Origin of the sequence: Polynucleobacter meluiroseus, assembly GCF_900205755.1 — a bacterium.
GTDB lineage: Bacteria > Pseudomonadota > Gammaproteobacteria > Burkholderiales > Burkholderiaceae > Polynucleobacter > Polynucleobacter meluiroseus.
Genome location: NZ_OANS01000001.1, coordinates 397,498 through 421,519, shown reverse-complemented (window position 1 = coordinate 421,519; position 24,022 = coordinate 397,498). Strand labels below are relative to the sequence as shown.

The window sequence follows — 24,022 nt, the reverse complement described above, 5'->3', positions numbered from 1 at the left end:
TACTTCCCTGCTGTCTGCACTCATTAGGCAACAGGCGGCATGGGGGCCTTTCCGTCAGACGATGAGTCAGTGAACATAAAAACCGGTTACACAATGTATCTTTTTCGAGCAGCGGTGCAATGCTTGGGATTAACCTTTTTGAGCCTAATCCTGCCATCGAATGTGCTGATGATTTCTCAAGCGCTTGCGCAAACTAGCAGCGCAACACAGCCAAAGAGAACTCCTAAACCCGTTGTACAAAAATCTAGTGGGACTGCAAATAAACAAATAGGTTTAAAACCTTCTGCCGTTAACCGCGTTTCCAATTACAACAGCATGAACCTGAATCCAGAGCTCTTCCAAAAAAAGGGGGAGAGTGAGCTCACAGGAAATACCACTGGTAACTTAGACTTTCGGGTAAAACGCGGTTGCTTACGTCGCAGCTACAGTGAAGACAAGCTACCGAACGCAATTGGTATTGACGATCGGGCATTTGCTGATTTTTTTAAGAGTAAAACGAAACGGTTTTTTGATGGCATGAGAGGAGATTGCATCCCTTACGCGGTAGCTTTTGGGAGTCGGAACCGTTTTGATTCCCTGAGCATTATGAATGGTCCTGTGCAAGATGCGAAAACCGAGGTGTGGACCTTTACGCCCTCCGCTGCTGGTAGCTTTCTAATTCAGCAAGAGTATTTAAAAGAAGAGGCGAAGCAACTTACTGAGATTCAGATCCCCTTGCGAGATGTTTTGTATGATCCACGTAAAGTTGGAGATAAGCTTCCGGTCGAGCTTGTATGGGAACTAAATGGAGTGATTAAGCAGATCTATCCAGAAGATAATAACTCGCATGAAAATACCAACAGCGTAGTCCGCATCATTGTTGACTTTGGGGATAAAGAGCGCTGGGCGCAAATTCGGGCTGTTGAAATCATTGACCCAACTACTAAAGAAATATTTTCCAGTGCGTTTTGGGTTGAGCGGGACGGCATTCCAGGCGGCTTCTTTACAAGCACTGGGGAGGCTCTTGAGCGATCCTTCTGGACTAACCCCTTAAGCTATCGCCGTATTTCACGAGGAGTCGGTAGTGTGCGAGTCACTTCGACATCTAAACGTGTCAGCAATAAAAAAGGTGCAGCCCCATCGAGCGCGGAGGCTCCTAGCAAACAAAAATACCGAGCCCATATGGGAATTGACTATGCAGCTCCGATTGGTACACCCGTTTTTAGCGTAGCTACTGGGAAGGTTGTTCACATGGGCTTTAGTGGAGCCTTTGGCAATCTCATTATTTTGGAGCATCCAGGCAGCTACCATACCTATTACGCCCATTTAAGTAAATTCAACTCCGAGCTGGAACTTGGCAATGAAGTGCGGCGCGGCTTTGAAATTGGCTATGTTGGCCTTACAGGTCGTTCCACTGGCCCGCATCTCCATTTTGAACTTAGAAAAGACGGGGTCTACGTAGACCCTTATGCGGCACGCATGCAGCTAAACCTGTGGTCCATGCGTGACGATGAGAGCGGCTTGTTAACGAGTGAGATCTTGCTACTAGGTAGTCTCGCTCCAAACTAAATAATCTGAAGTGGGTGTAAAAAAGGATCCAGCGAGGATCCTTTTGCTACGGGAATTAAACGTGCCGCTTAGCCCAGTACAAGCACTGGTAACTTCGAATGCACAATTACCTCATGAGTTTCGCTACCCAATAAGAAGCTCTTGATGCCAGTGAGTTTATGCGAAGCCATCACAATCACATCCGCCTTTGATTTTTTAGCGCCATCCAAAATACCCTCTGCTAAATTGACATTAGCAATATGAAGTGTCTTTACCTTGATTGTGCCAAATTGCGTGGCTGCTTTTTGAAAGACGCCATCAGCAAATACTTGGCACGCGTCTTTGTGCTCCTTCTGAGAAATCATATAACCCATCGTACTGTCTGCATACAACAAAGGGGGCATTGGATCGGAAACATAAATGAGCGTAACTAAGGCGTTATCTGCTTTGGCTAGACTGGCCACCTTCTTTAATGACTTTTTACTCAGGTCTGAACCATCTACTGGAACTAATAAATGCTTAAACATATATATCTCCTTTAATTAAACTTAGCAGTTCTTTTTTCCATCATAATACTGATTGATGGCACAGTGCTGCCTAAAGGAGAACTAAATTGTTAAAGTATTTTTTAGTTTACGCAACATTTCTGATCTCACTAGTCGCCATCGATTTAGTTTGGTTGCTCGGGATAGCGAAAAACCTCTATCGCACAGAAATGGGCTCCCTGATGGCAACCCAACCCAAACTCATTGCCGGCTTAGGTTTTTACTTACTGTACGCTTTGGGTGCCAGTATTTTTGTGGTGCTACCCGCCCTCACCAAACAGTCACTACTCTATGCTTTAGCTTATGGGGCCCTATTTGGCTTCTTCTGCTACATGACATATGACTTAACCAATCTAGCAGTCGTGCGAGATTTTCCTACGAACTTAGCATTTATCGATATGGCTTGGGGAAGTTTTGTAACCGCAATCGCCGCAGGATTGGCTTATTGGGTTGGCACGCGTATTGCTTAAGCGTTTGGTGCTCTGAAAAACTATTGCTGATTTTGAATAGGCGATTCCTGAAAACCGTTAGAGCGAAAAGTCAGAATTAAAGTATCCCTGAAACCGTGTGCCCCAACTGGCTGAATAGGCGTGGATTCATGAATCATGCGCTCATCATTCATCAAGAGTAAAGACCAAGGTTGGGTCAAAGTGAAACGCAAACCAGCCGACCCACCCGAGTCAAAAATTCGGGTCTCACCCCCTTTAATATTTTCTCGATTAAGCAAGAAGACGGCGACAAAATCAACACCATCGCGGTGCGCGCCCTCAGGGGTTGGCCGTCCAATACCATCTGTTGTATCAATTCGAAATTGATGCGCTTCAATAAACCAAGTCCTTACCGGTCTCAACTGATCTAGCAAATGGCACATACTCTTTATAAGCATTTGCCATGCAACGTTACCGGTCAAAGCTTGTTCCGCTGGCTCAAACCACCGCTCAATTCCACCATGTAAGGCGTTGTAATTTAATGATTGCCAATGAGCCCGGTGCGGCACCATTGTCAAGACGTCGCCAGTAACTTCGTAACTCACATGACGTCGAAAGCGGTAACGCCCACCATCCTTTAAATAAGGATCTCTTGGCAGATTTTCCCAAAAACGGGTTAAGGTTTGCAGCTCGGGAAGGTTTACTTTTGCTAGCGTAGCTACGTCTTCTGCGGAGAGGATGGCGTAGCCAAGATCATTTAATGAGTTAACCGCTTCTTTAGCTGACGTGAGTGGCGGTGCCAATTTCGCAATAGTCATCGCTTCATTTTAGGGCAATACTGCATAGGATGGTCAGTTTAGTACCAAGTTAAGCATTCATTGGGGCAGGTGCTGCCAGCAGTAGCTTGCTACTGCCGGACCTTGTCCACTAACAGATTGACTTGATTTGAACCTACCTTGACAGTCTGTACATCAGACATTAAATCGCCTACCGCAGGCATCGCCATACCCGACTCTGAAATACGCACCTCAATAGTGACCTCACTGAGTTGAGAAATCGGTTGATTCGGACTCATTGCCATAGAGTCATTCAAAACAAATTTCATCGGGAAACTTGTCACAGGTGTCTTCCAAACTGCAACAGGCATTCTCTCGCCAGGTTTGCGGGCGATCACCATCAGGATATCCGTTGGCTTCAGTTTGGCCTTCAAGGCAGAAGCGAGATCGATGCTACCACTCAGGGCCGCTCTTTCTGAAGGCATTGAGGTGGGTGTAGCGGGTGTGGGCAGCTTGCCTTTGGTACGCGCTTCAGCGATTGCCTTCGCAATGGCTTGGGCTTCCTCCGATTGCGGCTGAACCTGTGATTGCACCTTCTCCCAAGACTGGACGGCTGCCCGGTAGTTACCTGAATTAAAGGCGGCTGTCCCAGAAAGCCACAGAGCCAGTAAATTGTTCGGATCTATTTTTAATGCCTGATTAATGAGTTGTAATGGCTTGCCCGCAAAGTTGCCATTTGCATTACCTATTAAAACATCCGCATAATTGGCCAATAACTGTGGATCCGTATCCAAAAACGGGCCAGCGCGTTCGTAGGCTTTCGCCGCATCTTGATTGCGACCTAAAATTTGATAGGAGCGCGCAAGCATCGCCCAGCCTTTTAAATCACTGGGATTTTTTTCCAGTTTGAGAGCGAACTCAGAAACCATTTTTTCAACAGACGCTTGCGTTACCGGCTTTGATGTGTCGGCCTGCGAAAGACTAGATAAATCCCCAAAGGCCAAATAAAAACCAATTGAAAACACTGCAATAAAACTCACAATAGCAACGATGGTGATGCGAGGTGATCTCGAAATAGCTTGGTCGTCTTTTTCAAGCGTGTCCTGAAACAAGCGCTGACGAAGTTCGGCATGGGTGAGTTGATACATAGCCTCATCTATCGCACCTGATTGCCGCTCAACTTCTAACTTATCGAGTTCCTCACGATAGATGGCGGCATTCATTTGCTGACGGGAGACTGCCTTACTTCGCACCGTAAAAAAGAAGGGGCGTAGTAGCAAAAATAGCGTCAGCACTAACAGGAGGAGAGCGGAAATGATGAAGCTAGTCATGCTGATTTTCTTTTAAAAGCAGATCAATGCAATGATTCTCATCATCAGTGAGTTCTGCGGCAATAATTTCTTTATTTCTACGTTTTAAATATGTCAGCAAAGCAATCATACCCGCCAATAAGAGGGCGAATGGGCCCAGCCAAAGAAACCAGGTAATTGGCTTAACGGGGGGACGGTAAAGCATAAAGTCACCGTAGCGCTCAACCATAAAATCTCGAATCTGGGCATCACTTTTGCCAGCCTTAATTTGAACGCGAATCTCTTGTCGTAAATCATTTGCCAAATCCGAGCGCGAGCCTGCCAGGGATTCATTTTGGCAAACTAAACAGCGCATTTCTTCAGAAATAGTAATGAGGCGTTGCTCTAAAACAGGATCATCCGTTAAAGAAATGGCTTCCTTGGCGGATAGTGTATTTGCCGCAAGCCCTAAAAAAACCATTGCGCTCAGAACGAAGAATAAATATCTCACGCTTTATTTAACTCCCTAATTAAAGGGTAAATCGTCTTAGTGAGAACCTCTGGCGTGAGTGGGCCGGTATGTTTCAAGCGGATAATGCCGGCCTTATCGATGATGTAGGTCTCAGGAACACCGTAAACACCGTAGTCAATACCGACGCGCCCCTTAGCATCAAATGCAGATAAACGATAGGGATTGCCTTCTCGGGATAGCCTTGCCGTTGCATCAGCGCGTTGATCCTTATAGTCCAACCCAATCAAGGGTAGCGCCTGTTGTTGGGCCATTTCTAATAGAACCGGATGTTCTTCGCGACAGGAAATACACCAAGATGCCCAAACGTTTAAAACCCAAACTTGGCCTTTCATGCTCTCTGAAGAAAATGATTTATTAGGATCAGACAGAAGTGGCAATTCAAATGCAGGCGCTGGCTTATTAATTAGTGGTGAGGGAACCTCATGCGGATCTAGATTGAGTCCTACTGCTAGGAAACCCACTAGCGCCACAAATAAGACTAACGGAATATAGAGCTTGGCCTTCATGGGGCTAACTTAGGCAGTTTCTTAGAAAGTTTGAGGCGATACCGTTTATCTGTCATTGCAAATATTCCGCCTAAAGCCATTAATAGACAACCGCCCCAAATCCAATCGACGAATGGTTTGTAATACACACGTACAGCCCAGGCTTTATCTTCTAATTCTTCTCCTAGAGAGACGTAAATGTCACGCGTGAGATTGGCGTTAATCGCTGCTTCAGTCATCGGCATACTAGAAGAGAAATAGCTGCGCTTCTCTGGCAGTAAAGTAGCCTCAACCTGACCTTTGCGAGAAAGCAAGAATGTCCCGCGGATCGCCTGATAGTTGGGCCCAGAAACTTCGCTAACCCCTTGCATCTGAATCTGATAACCACCTACGGTGACTGTTTCACCCGGGAGCATGCGCACATCTTTTTCTTCTTGATAGCCACCTACCATCGTGACACCAATGACAAAAATGGCGATACCCAAATGCGCTAGTTGCATACCGATAAAGGAGCGCGTAGGCTTACCGCTCTTGGCCTGTCTCATCACTTGCATGAAGCCAGAAGCAATTACCCAAAAAGCCAATAGAAATCCTGCACTACTCAGCCAAGAAAAGCCGCCCATTAGCCATGGAATGAGAATTGCAGCTAGCACCGCTACCACGCCAGCAAACCATAAACGCTGGATCACAACAATTAAATTGGTATTTTTCCAGTTCGTCCAAGGACCGATTCCCATAAATACCAATAAAGGAATCATGATGGGCACGAACACACTATTAAAGTATGGAGGGCCCACTGAAATCTTGCCTAAATGCAAAGCGTCTATCAGCAATGGATACAGGGTGCCCAATAACACTGAGGCTGCAGAAACCACTAAAAAAACGTTGCCCATCAGAATAAAAGTCTCGCGTGAGCTCAGGTTAAATTTTCCACCTAAGGTACTTTTAGGGGCACGCCACGCATAGAGGGTTAAAGAAGAGCCCACTACCAGCGCAAGCAGAATTAAGATAAAAATTCCGCGTTTAGGATCATTCGCAAATGCGTGCACCGAAGTCAGGACCCCTGAGCGAACTAAGAAGGTACCTAAAAGCGATAGTGAAAACGCAGTGATAGCGAGCAAGACGGTCCAGCTTTTAAAGCCGCCCCGCTTTTCTGTTACCGCCAATGAGTGTAGTAAGGCAGTGCCGACTAGCCAAGGAATGAAAGATGCATTTTCGACTGGGTCCCAAAACCACCAGCCACCCCAGCCCAACTCATAGTATGCCCACCACGAACCCAAGGCGATACCGATCGTAAGAAATACCCAAGCGGCAGTGGTCCATGGACGCGACCAGCGAACCCATGCCGCGTCTAGGCGGCCAGATAATAATGAGGCAATAGCAAATGCAAATGCCACAGAGAATCCCACATAACCCATATAGAGCATCGGTGGATGAAACACCAAGCCCGGATCTTGCAACAAGGGATTTAAGGAGCGTCCATCTAGTGCAGCCGGTAATAAACGCAAAAATGGGTTCGAGGTTGCAAGAATGAATAACAATAGGCCAGTCATCAGCAAACCCAACACACCAATCACACGGGCGACCATAAAGTCGTCTAAGGCCTTAGAAAGTTGGGCAACCAAAACCGTCCATGTGGACAGTAAAAAGATCCACAGTAGCAAAGAGCCTTCATGGCCTCCCCAAACAGCGCCAATTCGGTAAAGTAATGGCAACTGGGAATTGGAATGCTCAGCCACATACAGAACTGAGAAATCGTTGACATAGAAGCTCCACGCCAAGCTAGCAAATGCTAACGCCAGCAAGCAGAAGACGGTTTGGGCAGCGGGGCGCGCTAACATCAGCCACTCACTTCGTCCCCTGTGCGCCCCCACTAAAGGCAGCACTCCTTGAATCAGGGCTACCCCTAAAGCCAAGATTAAAGCGTATAGCCCTAATTCAGGAATCATGGCTTATTTCCCATTTTCTGTGCCTGCTCAAGGGCGTGTTTTGCCTCAGGGGGCATATAGTTTTCATCATGCTTAGCCAATACTTCAGTTGCAATAAATTCACCGCTGTTATCTAAGCGCCCCTGAATCACTGCCCCTTTTCCCGCTTTGAATAAATCTGGCAGAATTCCTGTGTAGGCTACCGGGATATCCTTCACCAAATCCGTGATAACAAAGTGCACAGTAATACCATCACGTTTTACGGACCCCTCTTTGACCATTCCGCCAATCCGAAATGCCTGCCCCTGCGGCGCCTTGCCTGCAAAGACGTCGCTTGGAGTGACATACAAAGCGATATTACTGTTGAGGGCATTCATGATTAGCAACGCCGCTACGCCGACAACGCATAAGCCGCCAATAATTAACAGTAAGCGTTTATGTCGAGCTTTCAATCGCTTTCTCCATGCTCAAGGCGATCAGCTAAAACTTCCCGCTTGAGTCTGCGCAGCGTAGCCTTGATGCGGGCACGCAAAAACAATGGCTCCAAAATGAGTACCAGTGCAGTCATGCCAAAACTACTCCAGACGTAAAGAGCATAGCCTCCCATTGCCAGAAATTCAGAAGTTGTATTCCACATCACTGATTTACCTCAAGCAATTGCTTTACCCAATCCGCATGAGACTCACGCTCCAAAATAATGGCCCGTAAGCGCATAAGTCCAACCGCGATGGTGTACATCCATAAACTTAAAGCCATCAAGAGCATGCCCCAAAGCATGGTTTGCGCCATCGCCGGCGCCTTAGTCAATGAGACGGAAGCGCCCTGATGCAAGGTATTCCACCATTTCACAGAGAAGTAAATAATCGGTACATTAACGACCCCCACTAATACTAATAGGGCACCTGCTTTATCTGCTCGCCGTTTATTGTCTATCGATGATTGCAGAGCAATAAATCCCAAATAAAGAAATAATAAAATAAGTTCAGAGGTTAAACGTGCGTCCCAAACCCACCAAGCGCCCCACATTGGCTTTCCCCAGAAAGCCCCTGTCCAAAGGGATAAGAATGCCATCCATGCACCAATTGGAGCCAGCGCTTGAGCCATCATGGCTGATAACCTAGTATTAAAAACTAGGCCTAATCCAGCCCAGATCGCCATCACAACATAAATAAACATCGACATCCATGATGAAGGTACATGAATAAAGATGATCCGATAGCCTTGGCCCTGAACCGCATCGACCGGAGCAACAAAAAAGCTAATCCATAGCCCTGCTAATCCAAAAATGAATGTAAGGGCCCAAAACCATGGGATCATTTTTCCAGCCACTGGATAAAAAGTGCTGGGGCTAGACAACTGAAACCAGTTCAGCGCGCGATCGTTAATTAATTCTTTTTTGTTATTCATTCAAGTGCCATCTTTACTGCGGCGGTGCTCACCCAAGGTACAAATGCTAATGCCAAAATCAATAAGGCGCTTAATAAAGAAAAATAGTCAGCCACCTCTAGGCCGGCACTCTGCGCATACACTGCACCTGCCCCAAATATTAAAACGGGAATATATAAAGGCAGGATAAGTAGACTCATAAGTACATTGCCGCCACGAACGCCCAAGGTTAAGGCCGCTCCGATAGAGCCCATCAACGATAAAACAGGGGTGCCTAATAATAAAGTCAATACCAAGACTTTTAAAGCACTCGCTTCTAAATCAAACTGTAATCCAATCACTGGTGCTAAAAGGACTAACGGCAGTCCACAGATCAACCAATGCGCGATGATTTTACCAAGCACCAAGACAACCAATGGTTGGGGTGATAGGACCAATTGCTCCAATGTGCCGTCGCTGTAGTCTGTCGCGAACATGCGTTGCAATCCCAATAAGGTGGAAAGTAATGCTGCAACCCAAATTACACCGGGCGCAATCCGCCTAAGCAAGGCCGCATCAGCCCCAACCCCCAATGGGAACAGGCTGGTCACAATCACAAAAAAGAATAGGACCGTGAGTACTTCACTTTTACGCCGCATGACAAGCAATAGGTCGCGTCGAATCATGGCAAAAAAAGCGCTCATAAGTCCAGCACCTGAAGCTGAGGTAATTGGAGAACTTGATGCCCAGTTAGGATAATGATTCCGCCTTGTTGCAATTGTTCGGCCAGCAGATCTTGCAGCAGCTTTACCGCCACGAGATCCAATCCATTAAAAGGTTCATCCAAAATCCACACTACGGCTTTTCTAGTGGTCATACGCGCCATTAATAAGCGCTTTTTTTGGCCGGCCGATAAACAACTTACCGGAAGGTCTTCGCGCCCTTTTAAGTTAAAGCGCTTCAGGCTAGCAAGCGTAGTGGCGGTATTGAATTCAATACCATCTAGGGCAGCATACATCTCTAAGTTTTCGAGGGCTGTGAGATCCTCTTTAAGCGCATCGCGATGACCCATAAACAGTACATTTCGGCGATACGACTCTGATGCTTGAGCAATCGATATCCCTGAAAACAACACTTCACCAGATTCGGGTTTAGTGAGGCCAGTTAATAGACGAAGAAGACTAGTTTTGCCAGCTCCGTTTTCACCACGAACATGCAGACCTTGACCTGCGTGCAGACTAAAGTGGAGATTGGAAAATAATAACTTTTCACCCCGAATGCAATTCAAGCCACGCACTTCAAGTGATAACACGTGCTGGCTAGAGGGCGAGGAAGTAGTGGCTGTCATGAAGGTTGGCTGGCCAGCGATAAGCATTTAAGCCGCCTTTGGCATTGTAAGGCCCTTCGCAGCGCACTTATGTAGCTAAAACAGCTTCAAAAGGGGAAAATCCCTCTAAATTAGGGATAGAAGTCAAATGAAAGCTTCATGATTTGACCTTCAGTCATTGGGATCATTGCCAAGAAAGAGTTATTTTTTGGTTTTGATCCGATTTAATGCTGATGGTGCGTTTTTGAGAAACACCTTGATAGGAGGCATTTAGAGCGTACTCACCCGGCGATAAATTAATCAGCATGTAAGGGCCATCTGCCTGCGCATCAAAAACAAATTGTTGCTTAGCGTCGGTAATGCGAATCATCGCACCAAATATCCACACCCCTTTACCATTCTCAAGTTGAGAAAACTCTAGCAGTAAGGGCCATTGCTTTTGTTCTGCCAAAATAGCTTTAGCCTCCCCCTCTCCCACACCTCCAGTAATGTATGAAATACCATTGGCAGATCGCGTGTTCGGGATTTGAGCAAAAGACATGGCGCAAGAACAGGCCAATCCGAGAGCGATGAATAACTTCAAAACTAATCTCACGGAAAACTCCTTGGCCATGGCCTTAAAAACAATGGGTAAAACTAAAGATGGAGCTTATATTTGGACGCACCCTATTAAGGTGTCATCACAATAGCTCCTACCAACTTTCTGCTTTCAGCCGCCTTATGTGCCTCAGCCGCTTGCTCCAATGTAAAGCGCGCTCCAATTTGTACTTTGATGCGGCCTTCCGCAATTGCATCAAAAACAGCTTTGGCGTTCTCCTGTAACAACTCAGGAGTCGCATTGTGCGGAAATACCGAAGGTCTCGTTAAGAACAAGCAACCCTTCTTGCCCAAGATATCGGGCTGAATTTCTGGGGCGGGGCCAGATGCTGCACCAAATAGAGCAACAGTACCGAACGGCGCTGTGCAGTCTAGCGAACCCATGAAAGTGGTTTTTCCAACCGAGTCGTAAACAACATTTGCTTTACGACCATTCATCGCTTTGAGTACCTCTTCCACCCAATTAGCTGCCGAGTAGTCCACCACCGCATCACACCCAGCCTCTTTAGCTGCCGCAAACTTCGCTGGAGAGCCCACCGTGCCCACCACAAATGCCCCTAAGGACTTAGCCCAGCCAGCCAAAATTTGACCTACACCACCAGCCGCTGCATGGACAAGAACGACATCACCGGCTTTCACTCGATAGGTTTTTTGCACTAAATACTGCGCTGTCATCGCTTTAAAAAATACTGCGGCAGCCACTTCATCGGAAACCGTAGCGGGCACCGATACCAATTTATCTACTGCGACATTGCGGGCGCTAGCATAAGCGCCAATGCCTGCGTTGATATACATTACACGATCGCCTACTTTGAAGCGCGTTACATCTTCACCAAGCACCTCCACAACACCTACTGCCTCGTGACCAAGGCCAGTTGGCAATTCCAAGGGGTAAATACCTGAGCGCTGATAAACATCGATGAAGTTAAAACCAATCGCTGTTTGGCGAAGTTGTACCTCGCCCTCACCAGGAGCTGACAATTCTTTGTCGATTAATTTAATTACATCGGCATCGCCGAGCTCTGAGAGATTAACAATTCGTGCAGTAGTCACATTTAGCCTTTAATTATTTAGTTCAATATTTTCTTACTACCTATCTACCTATCCACTTATCTTACTGTAAGCGCATTCTCAGACTCGTCCTCGACAATCGCCCAAGTACTATCGCCTAGTTTCCTCACAGCCATAGAATAGGTCCAGCCGCCTGGAATACCGCAGGTCCAATCTTTTGGTCCATTTTGAATGAGTAGATTCACGGCATTGCGCTCATCGTAGTACAGGTGATAAGTTTTCCCGTGAATAGGATTAAAACCATATTTAGCGCTGTGGACCATTTCCGTGGCATCCAGTCTGGCCTGAAGCGACCGCGCTTGCTTCATCAACACCTCTGCCTGCTCCATGATGCGATCGTATTCAAGTTTGGCGTTTTGGCGTGCGACATTAACTGCCTTATCTTTTTCCTCAACTACCTTAATGGGGGCGAAGACCGGGGCTCCCACTTCCATGGGATATTCAATACCAGCATGTCTGGCCGGATCTTTGTCTTCAATTCTCATTTAGCTTCTGTCCACATTCAATTTCATAACTTGGGAGAGTTTGACATAAATTTAGGAGTCCTGTGCGCAACCCTAGCGCTTATAGAAACTTAGCGTTACTTCACCCAAGTCAAACCCAAATTTGCTCATTTTTGCCTTATTTAGCATGACTTTAGGCGTGATCAAATACATCCAGTCATTAAATTGCACATGGTAAATAGTGCCCTCAACCGGCAACGCCAAGGTATATGTCCAATTTAGAGCATTGCCCGCTGAATCTCCCAGAGCCTGGCCAACTACGTCATCAGCAGTACCAATGTATTTTCCTGGAGATGTTTCTACTATTGTCCAAATCCGCTTTTGCTTGCTGCCGTCGGCATATTCAAAGCTTTCATCCAATGTCCCGGTTTTTTTACCATCAACCATTCGCCAATTTGCCTTGATGAGTACTGTGAAACGCTTCTGAACTGCTCCACTGCGGTCGGTAAACATGCCATAGGCATCGAGTGTGCCATTAAAGTACTCACTCAAGTCAAGGGTGGGTTTTTCTGCGGCGTATTGCGTTACGGTTGGCGATGAACAAGCCAATAGACTCAGCAGGAAAATGCCACCAAGCAAGCACCGCAAAATTCTCATTTTTTTCATTGCCGCTTCCTTCAAAGAAATACTAACAACCCTCACCAATGAGTGGGGGTGGACAACCTTGCCCTAATAATGATGCCCTTAACTTTGGCACGCTCGTGTTTGAATCCAACCAAATTCCAAAAAAAGCTTTAGCAAAATCATTGCCTGGAACGACTGCAATCTTCTTCCCCTCGAACAGAAAAGTAGTGCCTTGTGTGGCGCTATAAATGGCTGTTAAGCTTTGACCAGGCTCCACGTTAGGGAAAAAACCTGCCATCTGTTTACCCCAGTTAGCCGCTTGCGGCTCAGCCACCCCTTGCTTTTTCATTTCCTCTGCAGCTCTGTTGGCAATGGTTGTGCCTGATAAAGACTTTTGATAACGTACATCCAAAGCGAAATCGGTTGCTGAATTCTTAACACCGCGATAAAAAGCGGCGTCGTAAATATGCAATCCAAAAAAGGTTAACTTACCAGCGCCTTGCAAACCCAATGACTGAGTTTCAGTTGCGAGATGAAGGGGCTCGGCAGAAATAGTCATGCTGATTGCCAACAGTGCAATGGCAAGTAATTGCTTTGGAATACTCACTTCCTGCCTCTTGCGTTAGAAAACGTGTGCGCCATCCATAATGCTGGTGGCCCAAACCACTTGGAAATAGCATGCCGGTTTTTAGCGAATAAGTAGTAGCCGCCATTCAAGATAGGCATCAGCAGCTTTCTAGAAAAAAGCCAAGCTAAAAAGGGTAGGTTAGCCCTGCTATATGCAGCTGAAAAAACAGGCACTCCATTAATTAGGGTGCCATCACTGAATTGCCCATACATAGAAGCAAGGGCTTTTTCGCAGGAGAGTCCGATGAGCTCAGGCCGGTACTCCGAAGAATGAACATCCACGAATTCCAATAATTTGGCTTGATTGCGTCCGGAAAGAAAAAGAATTTCTGCCTGGCACAAAGGGCATGACCCATCATAAAAAAGAGTGAGTTTTGGCAATTGGGAAATCATTCAACAAGTTTAAGACTTATTCAATAAACTAGTTGATATATAAATTTAAAAGATATCGACCCCATTGCCCCCTAATCCATTTCGCGCATTACTTATAGGCTCTTCAGGAACCATCGGATCCGCTTTTCTAGCGCTTTTGCAAAATGATCCAAATTGTGCCTCCGTCACAGGGATTCATCGCCACTCTGAAATCCCGATTGATTATGAGGATCTATCCTCAATTGAGTTGGCAGCCCAAGTACTATCTACGCACGCGCCCTTTCATCTCATTATCAATACCATTGGGATACTCCACAGTGAGGAGTGGATGCCGGAGAAAAGGTTACAGGATCTGAACGCGGAGCAACTCAGTAAGCTTATGCAGATCAACGCGATCGGGCCAGCACTCACTCTGAAATATTTTGCGGGCTTACTTGACCCCGAGTCCAGCACCATGGCAATTCTTTCCGCTAAAGTGGGCAGCATTACCGACAACCGCCTCGGCGGGTGGTATAGCTACCGAGCGTCCAAAGCTGCGCTGAATATGCTTATCAAAACTACGGCCATCGAATTCGCAAGAACTAAGCCAAATACGGTTTTAGTTGCCATGCACCCTGGTACCGTCAATTCCCATCTTTCCAAACCCTTTCGTGGGGAGCAAATTGGTAGGCCCGCCTTGGATGCAGCCGGAGACATGTTGAGTGTGATTAACTCACTAAACAAGGAAGATAGCGGCACCTTTATTACATACTCGGGTGAACGACTCCCCTGGTAAATTGATCCACTTTATTTAGAAAGTACATTGCACCATGCCTAATGAAATCGCCCTGAATGTTCTAGGTCAGCCGCTAGTAGCCTGCTCATTTGATCCCTTAACTGGCTTTTTCAGAGATGGTTGCTGCAAAACCAACGCCGAAGATGTGGGTAGCCACTTAGTGTGTGCGGTAGTAACGAATGATTTTTTACAATTTAGCCTAAAGCGAGGTAATGACCTGATTACTCCCAGACCAGAATACCGCTTTTCAGGTCTTGTTATGGGAGATCAATGGTGTTTGTGCGTTAAGCGCTGGGTTGAAGCACTTGAAGCAGGCTGTGCGCCGATGATTAAATTAGAGAGCACACACATTAAGGCGCTTGAAACTGTCCCGCTAACTGAACTCCAGAAATACGCTATCTAAGGGTGCTTGTTTGAAGGCTTTTTATAGCGATCATTTTGTACTACCTTTACCAACGGGGCATCGCTTCCCCATGGAGAAATATGCTCTCCTAAGAAATGCAGTTGAGGCTTTGGAAGAAGTTCAATTGGTGGAAGCGCCTGCGGCCACCGACACACAAATCTTGTATGCCCACGACCCAGCGTATTTGATAAAAGTAATTCAGGGTAAGCTCAGCGCACAAGAGCAAAAGGATATTGGCTTCCCGTGGAGCGAGCAAATGGTCGAGCGCTCACGCAGATCTGCTGGTGCGACCCTAGCCGCAGCTCAGGCAGCCCTTCATGACGGGCTGGCTGCAAATCTTGCTGGTGGCACGCATCACGCTTATCGTGCGCGGGGAAGCGGTTTCTGCGTCTTTAATGACTCGGTTATTGCGGCTCGGACTTTACAAAAAGAAGTGAGCCCCCATTTCCGTATTGCAATTATTGATTTGGATGTACATCAAGGAAATGGTACTGCCAGCATATTAATAAATGATGCTTCTATTTTTACCTGCTCCCTACATGGCGAAAATAATTTTCCCTTTGATAAGGAGCGCAGTGATTTAGATATTGGGCTACTAGACAGATGTGATGATCAGACATATTTAAAAGCCTTGAACGGGGCCTTGGATCAAATTGACGACCGCTTTAAACCCAATGCCATTATTTACTTAGCCGGTGCAGATCCCCACGAAGACGACCGACTAGGTCGACTCAATCTTAGTAAGGAAGGCATGCGCTGCCGAGATGAGGCGATTTTTCAATATGGGTTTGATCGGCAAGTTCCCATCGCATTCTCGATGGCCGGCGGTTACGGCAAAGAAATATTAGCAACCGTAGACATCCATTTGCAGACTATTGAAACCGCCGCAAGGTTTCAAGGGTTACTAAGGCGCAAGCCGTGAGGCGAGCGACTGAAAATAAATTATTGCTTTTTAGGTAGGCTATTCAGAGTAGCAGCGTCGTTGAGTTGTTCATCAACGTAATAAAGCGTGCCCCCATAATTGGCTTGCAAGTCATATCCAGATATACCAACCGTGTAAATTGTAATATTTGGATTAAAGGAGCGCACAGTTCCGCCAGGTCCTGCGGAGAAGTTTGCATCCACATCGATACCCCCTTGCTGCCCACCAATCGATGTCAGTAAAAATTGGTCGATCGCAGAGGTAGTCTTGAAGATAATGATCTGGTATTGATTCTGATAACCGACTCCCACGCCCTCACCTGTTTTCATAGCCTCCATAAAAACCGGCTCTTTACGACGCTTATCGTATAAAACTCCTTCACCACGAGCCACTACTAAAAGAACGATGTTGTAGTTTTTAGCGCTAAATACCGCATAGCCTGGCGCATCATCAATCTCTTTTTGAATCTTCGGGTTTTGCTTAATTAAGGCATCCAATCCGGTGGTAGCCATTTGCAGAGTAGCAGTCCGCTGCTGATTAATCTGAGTGCCTGTTAAGGGCTTGCCATCCTTGCCAGTGCTTTGACAGCCTTGAAGAAGGCAGAGCATCAATATGGCTGAGAAAACGAAGGCTAAAGATTTTTTCATTCTGGGATCAGTTTTCAAAGAAAAGAAATTAATGATTCAAAAAAATTACTATGTTTAAATTCTACCTGACGAACTGAGCAACATAGCCATTCACACGATTACTTTTTATGAGCCTGCATCACACCCCAACGACGACCCACATGCCTAGATGGATGGTTTTTCTGTTCGCGTGCTCGTGTGGATTAATCGTTGCGAATCTCTATTATTCCCAGCCGCTCATCGGTCTAATCGCTCCCGAAATTGGTTTAAGCGACTCCCTCGCCAGCATGATTGTGACTCTCACTCAACTGGGCTATTGCGCTGGATTAATCTTATTGGTGCCCCTAGGAGATCTTGTTGAAAACCGTCGGTTGATTCTCATGACGTTGTGCGGCGCAATTCTCGCCCTCTTCATGACTGGTCTGGCGCCAAATGCCGCTTGGTTTCTCTTGGGCTCACTATTGATTGGGGTTGGTTCGGTGGCAGTGCAAATGCTGATTCCCATTGCCGCGCATATTTCCCCAGAAAAAAATCGTGGGCGTACGGTAGGAAATATCATGAGCGGCTTGCTATTGGGAATCATGCTATCTAGGCCGCTAGCGAGTCTCATTGCGTACACATTTGGTTGGCGCGCCGTTTTCGGGGTATCGGCTAGCCTTTTAATGATGCTTACCCTCCTCTTGTGGTTTTTGCTGCCCGCTCGTAAACCTCAATCTCATCATCATTACTTTTCATTAATTGCCTCCCTCTTACCTTTGCTAAGGGATACGCCAATTTTGCGGCGACGCGCGCTCTATCAAGCGGCGCTGTTTGCCTCCTTCACCCTCTTTTGGACCACTGTACCTATTTTGCTGTCTGGTCCTGAATTTAATCTATCGCAACGAGGTATCGCCCTTTTTGCTTTGGCAGGTGCTTTAGGTGTCTTAGCCGCCCCAATTGCTGGGCGTTTAGCAGATAAAGGCTATACCAAAATCGCCACTGGAGTAGCCATAGGGGTAGTTTTCCTTGCCTTCTTCTTAGCCAAGCTTGGTGGTGCAGGATCTTTAACTGCCCTTGTCATCGCTGGAGTGCTGCTGGATTTTGGCGTGCAGGGTAATGTTGTCCTTGGGCAGCGTGCAATCTATTCACTCGGCCCAGAAATTCGCAGTCGCTTAAATGCCCTGTACATGGCTATTTTCTTTGCAGGTGGTGCAGTCGGTTCGGCAATTGCCAGCATCGCGTATCTTACTGGCGGGTGGAATTTAGTTACGTGGATTGGCTGCGCTTTTCCAGCCTTGGTGTTTCTCTTCTATTTGACAGAATAAAAACACTGCAAGTTCTAATTTAAAGAGTATTGTCAAAAGTGCAATAATGCTCCGCCAACTCCTCTCCGCGCGGTGCATTGCTTTTTGCGGGTTCTTGCAATAAAAAATTCATACTCATGGTTTAGCATGGGCCAACCTTATTAGGAGATGAAAATGTCATCCACTTCCAGTTATGCTGCTCAATCAGCCGCGTCACCCTTAGCTCCCCTCAAAATTGAGCGCAGGGATGTCGGTCCTAAGGATGTGCAGATTGCGATTGAATATTGCGGCGTTTGCCACACCGACATTCACTATGCAAAAAATGATTGGGGTATGACGAACTATCCCGTCGTTCCAGGTCATGAGATCGTTGGCAAAGTAACTGCCCTTGGGTCTTCAGTACATCACCTGAAGCTAGGCCAGCAAGTTGCTGTTGGCTGCTTCGTGAATTCTTGCCACACTTGCTCATCTTGCAAAGCAGATTTAGAGCAATACTGCCTTAATGGCTTTACCGCAACTTATGGAAGCCCCTCTAAGGATCCCGGTGGCTTTACTTACGGCGGATATTCAAAAGATATTGTGGTCGATGAGCATTTTGTACTCACGCTGCCTTCCGGTCTTGATCCGGCTGGTGCCGCGCCTTTACTTTGCGCAGGCATCACCACCTACTCCCCTCTGATGCATTGGGGTGTAAAGCCTGGCATGACGGTTGGCATCATTGGCCTAGGGGGTCTAGGTCACATGGGTGTGAAGCTATCGCATGCTATGGGCGCAAAAACTGTCATGATCACGACCTCCAAAAATAAAGCAGCCGACGCCATGAGGCTGGGTGCCGATGAAGTGCTGATCTCTACCGATACGGAAGCAGTTGCTGCCATGGCAAATCAATTTGATTTTTTGCTAAACACCATTCCAGTACCTCATGACTATAACCAATACATGAATCTTTTAAAGGTAGATGGCACCATGTGTATCGTGGGTTGCGTTGGACCTGTGGCAGAGCTAAATACAGGACCGCTCATTTTCGGTAGAAAAAGTGTGGCTGGCTCATTGGTTGGCGGAATTAAAGAAACCCAAGAAATGCTTGATTTTTGCGGGAAGCATCAAATCGTTTCAGACATTGAGCTCATTAAGATGGATGAAATCAATCATGCTTACGAGCGGATGTTAAAAAGCGATGTTAAATATCGCTTTGTCATTGATATGCATAGCTTGAGCTAATGCACCGAAATTAGAAATCACAAAAAGGTTTTGGCGGAATGGCAGAGTGGTTATGCGTGAGATTGCAAATCTTATTACCCTAGTTCGATTCTAGGCTTCCGCCTCCATTTACTATTGAGAGCACAAATGTGAAAATCAAGCTCCTAGGTTTCTTATTAATGATCGGCAGTCTTTCTGCCTTAGCTCAGACCGTGGAAGTGTTTGCCGCCGACCCAGAACATACTTTTGTGAGCTTGAGCTATCAACACTTGAGCTACTCTGTTCAAACAAGTCGTTTTGATCACGTTACCGGCACCATCTCATTAAATGAAGATAAGAGCGGCGGGAAAGTAGACATCATCATTGATACAAAATCGATTAGTACGGGTTCAGTTACGTTTAATCAGCGCATTCAGGAGGAAGATTTCTTTGCAACAGAAACGTTTCCAACCGCCACCTTTAAATCTGACAATATTGCCTTCAACGTTGATGGAATATCCACCATCCAAGGTGAACTTACAATTAAAGGCATCACCAAGCCCATCACCGTTGACGTTGCTAAATTTGCTTGCGCACGCAACTTGATTACCTTTGCCTATACTTGTGGAGCAAATGCTACTGCAAAATTAAAGCGCTCAGATTTTAATATGGGCAAGTACACTCCTTTTGTTGGAGATGAGGTAGCGCTGAATATTGTGATTGAGGCTTCAAGACAGTAAGCCAGTTTTACTAAGTTTGATTTGGCGGACTGTTTAGGCTTGCTTCTTTTTTCTGCAAGCATCGGAGCAGTACTTCACGGACTCCCAATTTTTTTCCCATGACTTTCTCCAAGTCATTTCTTTTTTACACACAACGCAAATTTTACTTGGTAAGAAACTTTTATTGCCTTTAAAACTGCTAGCCATAAAGCCCTCCCTTAAATTTCTTCGATGTGCTGAAAAATAGCCTGTGCATGTAAGGCAATAGCGGTTTGATCCTCAGCGCTAATTTTATTCAAATTAGCTGTCATTAAACGGGTTCGGGGATTGGCATCAAATTGTGTGCGGTGCTTCATTAAAAAATTCCAATATAGCGTAGTGATTGGACAGGCCGTTTCACCAAAGCGAATATCCGGCTTATATTGGCAGGAGTTGCAGTAGTTACTCATCCGCTTAATGTATGCCCCGCTTGCCACATAAGGCTTGCTAGTGAAGCGTCCGCCGCTCGCAAATAGTGCCATTCCAGCTGTATTCGGTAGCTCTACCCATTCAATCGCATCTATATACACAGCCAAATACCAATCACATACCTCGCTTGGCAAAATTTCAGCGAGAAGCGCAAAGTTTCCAGTAACCATCAGGCGCTGAATATGATGTGCGTAGCCATACTTCAAAGTCTGACCTATGGCGTCTTTCATGCAAGCCATTTTTGTATTTCCGGTCCAGTACCATTTTGGTAAGGCGCGTTCATGGCGATAATAATTATCTTGCGCCATCTGTGGCATGTCTAGGTAATACATGCCACGTACAAATTCTCTCCAACCCAGTATTTGCCGAATAAAGCCTTCGACCGTGGATAAATCTAAATCATGTTTTTTCCAAGACACCAGCGCTGCGTCAATAACCTCGCGTGGATTGAGTAATTTAAGGTTCAGGGCACTCGACAGCATGGAGTGCCAACCAAAGGGGGTTTCTGTCCACATTGCATCTTCATAAATACCGAAGTTGCGCAGGCGATATTCCATAAAATAATGAAGTGCCTCCAAAGCGTGTTTTCGGGTCACTGCCCATTGAAAGTGTTCTAAAGAGCCTGGGTGCGAGTGGTAAGTCTTGCCAACATAGGCCAATACCTCTTGAGTAAGCTCATCAGGTTCAAATGCTGCTGGCGGTTCAATAATGCCCGGACCCTTCTTGGGATAGGGCTTGCGATTATCGCGATCAAAATTCCACTGACCACCTTCGGGATTGCCTTCAGCGTCTACTAAAATCCCGTAGGTCTTGCGCATGAGCCGATAAAAATACTCGAGTCTTAATTCTTTCTTATTAGCAGTCCAATCTAGGAAGGTCTGACGTGAGCAAAAGAAGTGCTCATCCTCGCGCATATCTAGACTCAAATCCAAATCAGTAGCCAGAGTTTCTATCGCCTGTTTTAGGCGCCATTCGCCAGGCTCCACACAGATCAAGTGCGTGATTTTCTTTTTCAATACATGCTTGCGTAACTCATCTACTAAGGACTCGGTTGATTCTTTGACGTAAGTCAGCGGGTACTTTAGATCCTCTAATGCCTTAGCAAAGTGACGCATGGCCGACAAAAATAAGGCAATTCTGGCCTTATGAGACCAAACGTAATTTGCTTCATGGGCAGACTCAATCATGATGATCTGATCCACTTTGGCATCAAACCCACTCAAAGCCGAGCTCTGAAGATCGAGCTGATCGCCCAGGATCAAGATCAGTTTTTTGGGTTTACTCATTTATTTTTGTATTGTGTTGGGCAGTAGGCACGAGTCACCTCTTTGCTACGCAAGCCAGCATGTTTGGTAGCTCTGCCTGTAACGCGCTTGCGCCATAATTCAAATGAGCCGCGCTTTAACTCCGCTCGCATGATGACAATGACTTGGGACTCCGTTAGTCCGAAGCTTTGTTTAATCGCATCGAAGGGGGTTCGATCCTCCCAGGCCATTTCGATTAAGCGAGAAAGTTCCGACGGGGACAGGCTGTGTAATAAAGATGTTGGCACCGAGCAAGTTTAAGACTTATTTACTAAACTAGCTACACCCAACCCTAGCTCAAAAAATGATCGGCAAAATTCGGAGAAAGTTGACGCAGGCTGAACCACGCTGGATAGTGACTATTCAAGATTTGGTATGCCCTATCTGCGATAGAGTCATTCCTGACGAGCAAAAGGACGCCCACCATTTAATTCCTAAGTCTAAGGGTGGGAAGTCTACTGCCTACCTCCATCGGATTTGCCACCGGCAAATTCATGCCCTATTTAACGAAACTGAGTTAGCTCGGCGCTTAAATACAGCCCAGTCACTTAAAGAACATCCTGATATGCAGAAATTTATTGCCTGGGTGCAAACTAAGTCGGATGACTTTTATCAGCGTACCTCCAAAAGTCTCCGCATTAAATAAAAAAGTTTTTAGTTTTTGAGTAAGTACTGGCCGAAGCTAAAGACAGAATTAGGCCCAGTAGGCAATTCATGTTTTTGAGGTTCATGTTTAATGAGATATACCTGCTGCACATCAAGTTTTGGTTTCACCGTGAGCTTATTGACTGATTCAGAATAGCACTCATAAAGTGACCCCAGCTTTAGGTTTTGCAAACTATTTAAGCAGTATTCAGTGGCTTGAGCCTGTGCGACATTGGCAACACATTCTTTCAGGTAGTCCTCAAGCGATTGCAGCAAGTCCTTCGCCAAATTAGTCAGCACGATCTTGCGCTTGCGAATGGGGTTGATCGCCAAAATAATATCGCCAACCGAAATCTGCTCGGGCAATGCTGCCAATAAATATCCCCCATTTCTGCCGCGAATACTTTGGACTAAATTAGCAGATTTTAAGGCTGCAATGAGCTCCTCAAGGTAACTTAAGGAAACTTGTTGGCGCTTGGCAACCTCTCGAATGGCGACAGGGATACCCGCTCTTGAATTAAGTGCAATGTCAATCAAAGCATCTATAGCGATGTGGACTGATTTAGGAATATTCACAATTCAATTATATGTTGGAAGGCTCTTTTGTATTAATATCAAATAAGCCACCTACATGTGCCCAGAAATGATCAATACCCTTATTTTTTAATGGTTGAAATTCAAACCCACGCCTATACCCTGACAATGCGCTTCATTTACCTCGCAGCTATATTGCTACTGGGTAACTTAATTGGGCAAGCTACTTCATTTGCTGTAATTTATTGGGCCATTTATGACAGTCAAGCTGCTGGCATGTTGATTCACATCATCATGCAGAAAATGTCGTATTTAGCCGTCTTGTTGAGCTTTATTCTTTTGGGGTTTGCTAATCTACTGGTTAAAAGGCAGCTACCTATTTACAAAAGAGTGCGCGCGCCTTTATTGGGCCTCTTACTTTGCTCAGCCATCCCCAGCATTGCCTTAATTCCACGAATGGATTATCTGCGAGAGTTTGCGCTAAGCGATGGCTTGCCGGTGATGGCATCACCCTTGGCGGGGTACTTTCTTAGCCTCAATCTGATCACAGCACTACTCTTCATAACTCAACTATTTATGGCGTTTTTGGTCGTCCTGCGGCTTAGATCACTACCCTAGCCAGGGCCGTAATTCAGACAACAGTTTTCGTTGTTGTTCTGGTCGCAAAAATTGGCCTAACTCAATAGCCTGATTGGCGCAGGTCAGCACAAACACTTTGGGATTTTTAGGGGGCTTAGAGAGAGTGGTCCAGCGGGCATTCATTTGAAATTGCTCTGTCTTGGAGCCAATAAATCGAGTGATAGTTAGCACCGCGCCATCGATTTTTATTTCTTCAAAATCCAACGCATGTCGGGAATAAATCAAAAAACCTAGAGTGACCGCAGTTAATTCGATGAAGGTAAATATGAGGACCATCCATACGCCAACAATCAGAAAGCCAATAGCTACCGCAAGAGAAAAGCCCACTAACACAGCGTAAAACTGAATCAATCGCCTTGGAGTGAGCGAGCAATTGCGCTTCATTAACCAAGTTTTCATCGCGCCCTATTCACGGCCCTACATTTAATTGAGCTATTGAGTTAGGCTGACTTATTTTTCGCTGCCGCCATCTGCTCTTGACTGCGCTTTTGAAAGTCAACCATAGGGTGGTAGCCCATCTGATAGCAAGCGCAATGGTTTCCTAATATCCAACGTGCCAATTTAATACGGACTTTTTTAATCATCTTGT

General features: G+C 46.1%; 34 protein-coding genes and 1 tRNA gene. 11 read left to right on the top strand and 24 right to left on the bottom strand.

Annotated elements, in window-relative coordinates:
* Nucleotides 1-93 precede the first annotated feature (93 nt).
* Nucleotides 94-1,548: a M23 family metallopeptidase gene (locus CP950_RS02185; protein WP_243391890.1), complete on the top strand. Its 1,455-nt coding sequence runs from the start codon at nt 94-96 to the stop codon at nt 1,546-1,548.
* A gap of 68 nt (nt 1,549-1,616) precedes the next feature.
* Here the strand turns inward: CP950_RS02185 and CP950_RS02180 are convergent, their stop codons facing one another.
* Complete coding sequence (locus CP950_RS02180) at nt 1,617-2,054, bottom strand: universal stress protein (RefSeq protein ID WP_096672201.1); 438 nt, start codon at nt 2,052-2,054, stop codon at nt 1,617-1,619.
* An 86-nt stretch (nt 2,055-2,140) separates the two neighbouring features.
* On the opposite strand from CP950_RS02180, the gene CP950_RS02175 reads away from it, so the two are divergent.
* Nucleotides 2,141-2,542: a DUF2177 family protein gene (locus CP950_RS02175; RefSeq protein WP_096672200.1), complete on the top strand. Its 402-nt coding sequence runs from the start codon at nt 2,141-2,143 to the stop codon at nt 2,540-2,542.
* A gap of 20 nt (nt 2,543-2,562) precedes the next feature.
* Here CP950_RS02175 and CP950_RS02170 read toward each other — a convergent pair whose 3' ends face one another.
* The 16 genes from CP950_RS02170 to CP950_RS02095 all read right to left on the bottom strand — a co-directional run bounded on the left by CP950_RS02170 (nt 2,563) and on the right by CP950_RS02095 (nt 13,957).
* Nucleotides 2,563-3,318 (bottom strand): 2OG-Fe dioxygenase family protein, encoded by a 756-nt coding sequence (locus CP950_RS02170; RefSeq protein ID WP_096672199.1) that lies wholly within the window; start codon nt 3,316-3,318, stop codon nt 2,563-2,565.
* Nucleotides 3,319-3,407: 89 nt separating this feature from the next.
* Nucleotides 3,408-4,607 carry a c-type cytochrome biogenesis protein CcmI gene (gene ccmI / locus CP950_RS02165; RefSeq protein WP_096672198.1) on the bottom strand — a complete coding sequence of 400 codons (1,200 nt, stop codon included), beginning with the start codon at nt 4,605-4,607 and terminating at the stop codon, nt 3,408-3,410.
* Nucleotides 4,600-5,076, bottom strand: a complete 477-nt coding sequence (locus CP950_RS02160) for a cytochrome c-type biogenesis protein (RefSeq protein ID WP_243391889.1) — start codon at nt 5,074-5,076, stop codon at nt 4,600-4,602. Before CP950_RS02160 ends, ccmI begins: the two co-directional genes overlap by 8 nt.
* The gene (locus CP950_RS02155) at nt 5,073-5,603 is read right to left on the bottom strand and encodes a DsbE family thiol:disulfide interchange protein (RefSeq protein ID WP_096672196.1); all 531 of its coding nucleotides are present in this window, start codon (nt 5,601-5,603) and stop codon (nt 5,073-5,075) included. The genes CP950_RS02160 and CP950_RS02155 overlap by 4 nt, the downstream gene beginning before the upstream one ends.
* Nucleotides 5,600-7,531, bottom strand: coding sequence for a heme lyase CcmF/NrfE family subunit (locus CP950_RS02150; protein WP_096672195.1), 1,932 nt, complete (start codon nt 7,529-7,531; stop codon nt 5,600-5,602). Before CP950_RS02150 ends, CP950_RS02155 begins: the two co-directional genes overlap by 4 nt.
* Nucleotides 7,528-7,962, bottom strand: a complete 435-nt coding sequence (ccmE, locus tag CP950_RS02145; protein ID WP_096672194.1) for a cytochrome c maturation protein CcmE — start codon at nt 7,960-7,962, stop codon at nt 7,528-7,530. Before ccmE ends, CP950_RS02150 begins: the two co-directional genes overlap by 4 nt.
* Complete coding sequence (ccmD, locus tag CP950_RS02140; RefSeq protein ID WP_096672193.1) at nt 7,959-8,147, bottom strand: heme exporter protein CcmD; 189 nt, start codon at nt 8,145-8,147, stop codon at nt 7,959-7,961. The genes ccmE and ccmD overlap by 4 nt, the downstream gene beginning before the upstream one ends.
* Complete coding sequence (gene ccmC / locus CP950_RS02135) at nt 8,147-8,917, bottom strand: heme ABC transporter permease CcmC (protein ID WP_096672192.1); 771 nt, start codon at nt 8,915-8,917, stop codon at nt 8,147-8,149. The genes ccmD and ccmC overlap by 1 nt, the downstream gene beginning before the upstream one ends.
* On the bottom strand, nt 8,914-9,579 hold the full coding sequence (gene ccmB, locus CP950_RS02130; protein WP_096672191.1) for a heme exporter protein CcmB: 666 nt from the start codon (nt 9,577-9,579) through the stop codon (nt 8,914-8,916). The genes ccmC and ccmB overlap by 4 nt, the downstream gene beginning before the upstream one ends.
* Nucleotides 9,576-10,250 carry a cytochrome c biogenesis heme-transporting ATPase CcmA gene (gene ccmA / locus CP950_RS02125; protein WP_243391888.1) on the bottom strand — a complete coding sequence of 225 codons (675 nt, stop codon included), beginning with the start codon at nt 10,248-10,250 and terminating at the stop codon, nt 9,576-9,578. Before ccmA ends, ccmB begins: the two co-directional genes overlap by 4 nt.
* Nucleotides 10,251-10,386: 136 nt before the next feature.
* Nucleotides 10,387-10,797, bottom strand: a complete 411-nt coding sequence (locus tag CP950_RS02120) for a peptidase associated/transthyretin-like domain-containing protein (protein WP_096672415.1) — start codon at nt 10,795-10,797, stop codon at nt 10,387-10,389.
* Between the two features lie 74 nt (nt 10,798-10,871).
* Nucleotides 10,872-11,852 carry a quinone oxidoreductase family protein gene (locus CP950_RS02115; protein WP_096672190.1) on the bottom strand — a complete coding sequence of 327 codons (981 nt, stop codon included), beginning with the start codon at nt 11,850-11,852 and terminating at the stop codon, nt 10,872-10,874.
* Nucleotides 11,853-11,908: 56 nt separating this feature from the next.
* Nucleotides 11,909-12,355: a DUF2452 domain-containing protein gene (locus CP950_RS02110; RefSeq protein WP_096672189.1), complete on the bottom strand. Its 447-nt coding sequence runs from the start codon at nt 12,353-12,355 to the stop codon at nt 11,909-11,911.
* A gap of 72 nt (nt 12,356-12,427) precedes the next feature.
* Entirely contained in the window at nt 12,428-12,979 is a 552-nt protein-coding gene (locus CP950_RS02105) for a DUF3833 domain-containing protein (RefSeq protein ID WP_419185556.1), read from the bottom strand.
* Between the two features lie 22 nt (nt 12,980-13,001).
* Complete coding sequence (locus CP950_RS02100; RefSeq protein WP_243391887.1) at nt 13,002-13,544, bottom strand: chalcone isomerase family protein; 543 nt, start codon at nt 13,542-13,544, stop codon at nt 13,002-13,004.
* Complete coding sequence (locus tag CP950_RS02095; protein ID WP_096672188.1) at nt 13,541-13,957, bottom strand: thiol-disulfide oxidoreductase DCC family protein; 417 nt, start codon at nt 13,955-13,957, stop codon at nt 13,541-13,543. Before CP950_RS02095 ends, CP950_RS02100 begins: the two co-directional genes overlap by 4 nt.
* Nucleotides 13,958-14,093: 136 nt before the next feature.
* Here CP950_RS02095 and CP950_RS02090 point away from each other — a divergent pair, with 136 nt between their 5' ends.
* From CP950_RS02090 to CP950_RS02080, 3 genes are read left to right on the top strand one after another with little or no spacing between them, the layout of a single operon-like run.
* The gene (locus tag CP950_RS02090; protein WP_243391886.1) at nt 14,094-14,711 is read left to right on the top strand and encodes an SDR family oxidoreductase; all 618 of its coding nucleotides are present in this window, start codon (nt 14,094-14,096) and stop codon (nt 14,709-14,711) included.
* Between the two features lie 34 nt (nt 14,712-14,745).
* A complete protein-coding gene (locus tag CP950_RS02085; RefSeq protein WP_096672186.1) occupies nt 14,746-15,114 on the top strand; it encodes a DUF2237 family protein in 369 nt (122 codons plus the stop codon).
* Nucleotides 15,115-15,124: 10 nt separating this feature from the next.
* Nucleotides 15,125-16,036 (top strand): histone deacetylase family protein, encoded by a 912-nt coding sequence (locus CP950_RS02080; protein WP_207760177.1) that lies wholly within the window; start codon nt 15,125-15,127, stop codon nt 16,034-16,036.
* 20 nt (nt 16,037-16,056) lie between these two features.
* On the opposite strand, the gene CP950_RS02075 is transcribed toward CP950_RS02080, so the two are convergent.
* Nucleotides 16,057-16,683 carry a lipid-binding SYLF domain-containing protein gene (locus CP950_RS02075; RefSeq protein ID WP_096672185.1) on the bottom strand — a complete coding sequence of 209 codons (627 nt, stop codon included), beginning with the start codon at nt 16,681-16,683 and terminating at the stop codon, nt 16,057-16,059.
* Nucleotides 16,684-16,790: 107 nt separating this feature from the next.
* Between CP950_RS02075 and CP950_RS02070 the strand changes: the two genes are divergently transcribed.
* The 4 genes from CP950_RS02070 to CP950_RS02055 all read left to right on the top strand — a co-directional run bounded on the left by CP950_RS02070 (nt 16,791) and on the right by CP950_RS02055 (nt 19,864).
* Complete coding sequence (locus tag CP950_RS02070; protein ID WP_096672184.1) at nt 16,791-17,966, top strand: MFS transporter; 1,176 nt, start codon at nt 16,791-16,793, stop codon at nt 17,964-17,966.
* 153 nt (nt 17,967-18,119) lie between these two features.
* Nucleotides 18,120-19,166 carry an NAD(P)-dependent alcohol dehydrogenase gene (locus CP950_RS02065; protein WP_096672183.1) on the top strand — a complete coding sequence of 349 codons (1,047 nt, stop codon included), beginning with the start codon at nt 18,120-18,122 and terminating at the stop codon, nt 19,164-19,166.
* A 32-nt stretch (nt 19,167-19,198) separates the two neighbouring features.
* A tRNA-Cys gene (locus CP950_RS02060) sits at nt 19,199-19,273 on the top strand.
* A gap of 21 nt (nt 19,274-19,294) precedes the next feature.
* The gene (locus tag CP950_RS02055) at nt 19,295-19,864 is read left to right on the top strand and encodes a YceI family protein (RefSeq protein WP_243391885.1); all 570 of its coding nucleotides are present in this window, start codon (nt 19,295-19,297) and stop codon (nt 19,862-19,864) included.
* A gap of 33 nt (nt 19,865-19,897) precedes the next feature.
* Here CP950_RS02055 and CP950_RS02050 read toward each other — a convergent pair whose 3' ends face one another.
* From CP950_RS02050 to CP950_RS02040, 3 genes are read right to left on the bottom strand one after another with little or no spacing between them, the layout of a single operon-like run.
* On the bottom strand, nt 19,898-20,050 hold the full coding sequence (locus tag CP950_RS02050; protein WP_096672182.1) for a DUF2256 domain-containing protein: 153 nt from the start codon (nt 20,048-20,050) through the stop codon (nt 19,898-19,900).
* A gap of 11 nt (nt 20,051-20,061) precedes the next feature.
* Nucleotides 20,062-21,597, bottom strand: a complete 1,536-nt coding sequence (locus CP950_RS02045; protein ID WP_096672181.1) for a cryptochrome/photolyase family protein — start codon at nt 21,595-21,597, stop codon at nt 20,062-20,064.
* The gene (locus CP950_RS02040; protein WP_207760176.1) at nt 21,594-21,863 is read right to left on the bottom strand and encodes a TIGR03643 family protein; all 270 of its coding nucleotides are present in this window, start codon (nt 21,861-21,863) and stop codon (nt 21,594-21,596) included. Before CP950_RS02040 ends, CP950_RS02045 begins: the two co-directional genes overlap by 4 nt.
* Nucleotides 21,864-21,919: 56 nt before the next feature.
* Here CP950_RS02040 and CP950_RS02035 point away from each other — a divergent pair, with 56 nt between their 5' ends.
* The gene (locus CP950_RS02035; RefSeq protein WP_207760175.1) at nt 21,920-22,261 is read left to right on the top strand and encodes an HNH endonuclease signature motif containing protein; all 342 of its coding nucleotides are present in this window, start codon (nt 21,920-21,922) and stop codon (nt 22,259-22,261) included.
* Between the two features lie 8 nt (nt 22,262-22,269).
* Here CP950_RS02035 and CP950_RS02030 read toward each other — a convergent pair whose 3' ends face one another.
* Complete coding sequence (locus CP950_RS02030) at nt 22,270-22,836, bottom strand: RrF2 family transcriptional regulator (protein WP_165766393.1); 567 nt, start codon at nt 22,834-22,836, stop codon at nt 22,270-22,272.
* A 90-nt stretch (nt 22,837-22,926) separates the two neighbouring features.
* Between CP950_RS02030 and CP950_RS02025 the strand changes: the two genes are divergently transcribed.
* Complete coding sequence (locus CP950_RS02025) at nt 22,927-23,412, top strand: hypothetical protein (RefSeq protein WP_096672178.1); 486 nt, start codon at nt 22,927-22,929, stop codon at nt 23,410-23,412.
* On the opposite strand, the gene CP950_RS02020 is transcribed toward CP950_RS02025, so the two are convergent.
* Together CP950_RS02020 and CP950_RS09900 are read right to left on the bottom strand one after the other, a co-directional pair.
* Nucleotides 23,404-23,832, bottom strand: a complete 429-nt coding sequence (locus CP950_RS02020; protein WP_096672177.1) for a DUF2244 domain-containing protein — start codon at nt 23,830-23,832, stop codon at nt 23,404-23,406. The genes CP950_RS02025 and CP950_RS02020 overlap by 9 nt on opposite strands.
* A gap of 41 nt (nt 23,833-23,873) precedes the next feature.
* The gene (locus tag CP950_RS09900) at nt 23,874-24,017 is read right to left on the bottom strand and encodes a hypothetical protein (RefSeq protein WP_165766392.1); all 144 of its coding nucleotides are present in this window, start codon (nt 24,015-24,017) and stop codon (nt 23,874-23,876) included.
* Nucleotides 24,018-24,022 lie beyond the last annotated feature (5 nt).

Coding starts and splice junctions, on each gene's coding strand:
- CP950_RS02095 (WP_096672188.1), bottom strand. CDS start 13,957: ATGATTTCCCAATTGCCAAAACTCACTCTTTTTTATGATGGGTCATGC.
- CP950_RS02150 (WP_096672195.1), bottom strand. CDS start 7,531: ATGATTCCTGAATTAGGGCTATACGCTTTAATCTTGGCTTTAGGGGTA.
- CP950_RS02035 (WP_207760175.1), top strand. CDS start 21,920: ATGATCGGCAAAATTCGGAGAAAGTTGACGCAGGCTGAACCACGCTGG.
- CP950_RS02180 (WP_096672201.1), bottom strand. CDS start 2,054: ATGTTTAAGCATTTATTAGTTCCAGTAGATGGTTCAGACCTGAGTAAA.
- CP950_RS02155 (WP_096672196.1), bottom strand. CDS start 5,603: ATGAAGGCCAAGCTCTATATTCCGTTAGTCTTATTTGTGGCGCTAGTG.
- ccmC (WP_096672192.1), bottom strand. CDS start 8,917: ATGAATAACAAAAAAGAATTAATTAACGATCGCGCGCTGAACTGGTTT.
- ccmD (WP_096672193.1), bottom strand. CDS start 8,147: ATGTGGAATACAACTTCTGAATTTCTGGCAATGGGAGGCTATGCTCTT.
- CP950_RS02075 (WP_096672185.1), bottom strand. CDS start 16,683: ATGAAAAAATCTTTAGCCTTCGTTTTCTCAGCCATATTGATGCTCTGC.
- ccmB (WP_096672191.1), bottom strand. CDS start 9,579: ATGAGCGCTTTTTTTGCCATGATTCGACGCGACCTATTGCTTGTCATG.
- CP950_RS02170 (WP_096672199.1), bottom strand. CDS start 3,318: ATGACTATTGCGAAATTGGCACCGCCACTCACGTCAGCTAAAGAAGCG.
- CP950_RS02185 (WP_243391890.1), top strand. CDS start 94: ATGTATCTTTTTCGAGCAGCGGTGCAATGCTTGGGATTAACCTTTTTG.
- CP950_RS02045 (WP_096672181.1), bottom strand. CDS start 21,597: ATGAGTAAACCCAAAAAACTGATCTTGATCCTGGGCGATCAGCTCGAT.
- CP950_RS02020 (WP_096672177.1), bottom strand. CDS start 23,832: ATGAAAACTTGGTTAATGAAGCGCAATTGCTCGCTCACTCCAAGGCGA.
- CP950_RS02025 (WP_096672178.1), top strand. CDS start 22,927: ATGGTTGAAATTCAAACCCACGCCTATACCCTGACAATGCGCTTCATT.
- ccmA (WP_243391888.1), bottom strand. CDS start 10,250: ATGCTTATCGCTGGCCAGCCAACCTTCATGACAGCCACTACTTCCTCG.
- ccmI (WP_096672198.1), bottom strand. CDS start 4,607: ATGACTAGCTTCATCATTTCCGCTCTCCTCCTGTTAGTGCTGACGCTA.
- CP950_RS02085 (WP_096672186.1), top strand. CDS start 14,746: ATGCCTAATGAAATCGCCCTGAATGTTCTAGGTCAGCCGCTAGTAGCC.
- CP950_RS02050 (WP_096672182.1), bottom strand. CDS start 20,050: ATGGCTAGCAGTTTTAAAGGCAATAAAAGTTTCTTACCAAGTAAAATT.
- CP950_RS02065 (WP_096672183.1), top strand. CDS start 18,120: ATGTCATCCACTTCCAGTTATGCTGCTCAATCAGCCGCGTCACCCTTA.
- CP950_RS02070 (WP_096672184.1), top strand. CDS start 16,791: ATGAGCCTGCATCACACCCCAACGACGACCCACATGCCTAGATGGATG.
- CP950_RS02110 (WP_096672189.1), bottom strand. CDS start 12,355: ATGAGAATTGAAGACAAAGATCCGGCCAGACATGCTGGTATTGAATAT.
- CP950_RS02105 (WP_419185556.1), bottom strand. CDS start 12,979: ATGAAAAAAATGAGAATTTTGCGGTGCTTGCTTGGTGGCATTTTCCTG.
- CP950_RS09900 (WP_165766392.1), bottom strand. CDS start 24,017: ATGATTAAAAAAGTCCGTATTAAATTGGCACGTTGGATATTAGGAAAC.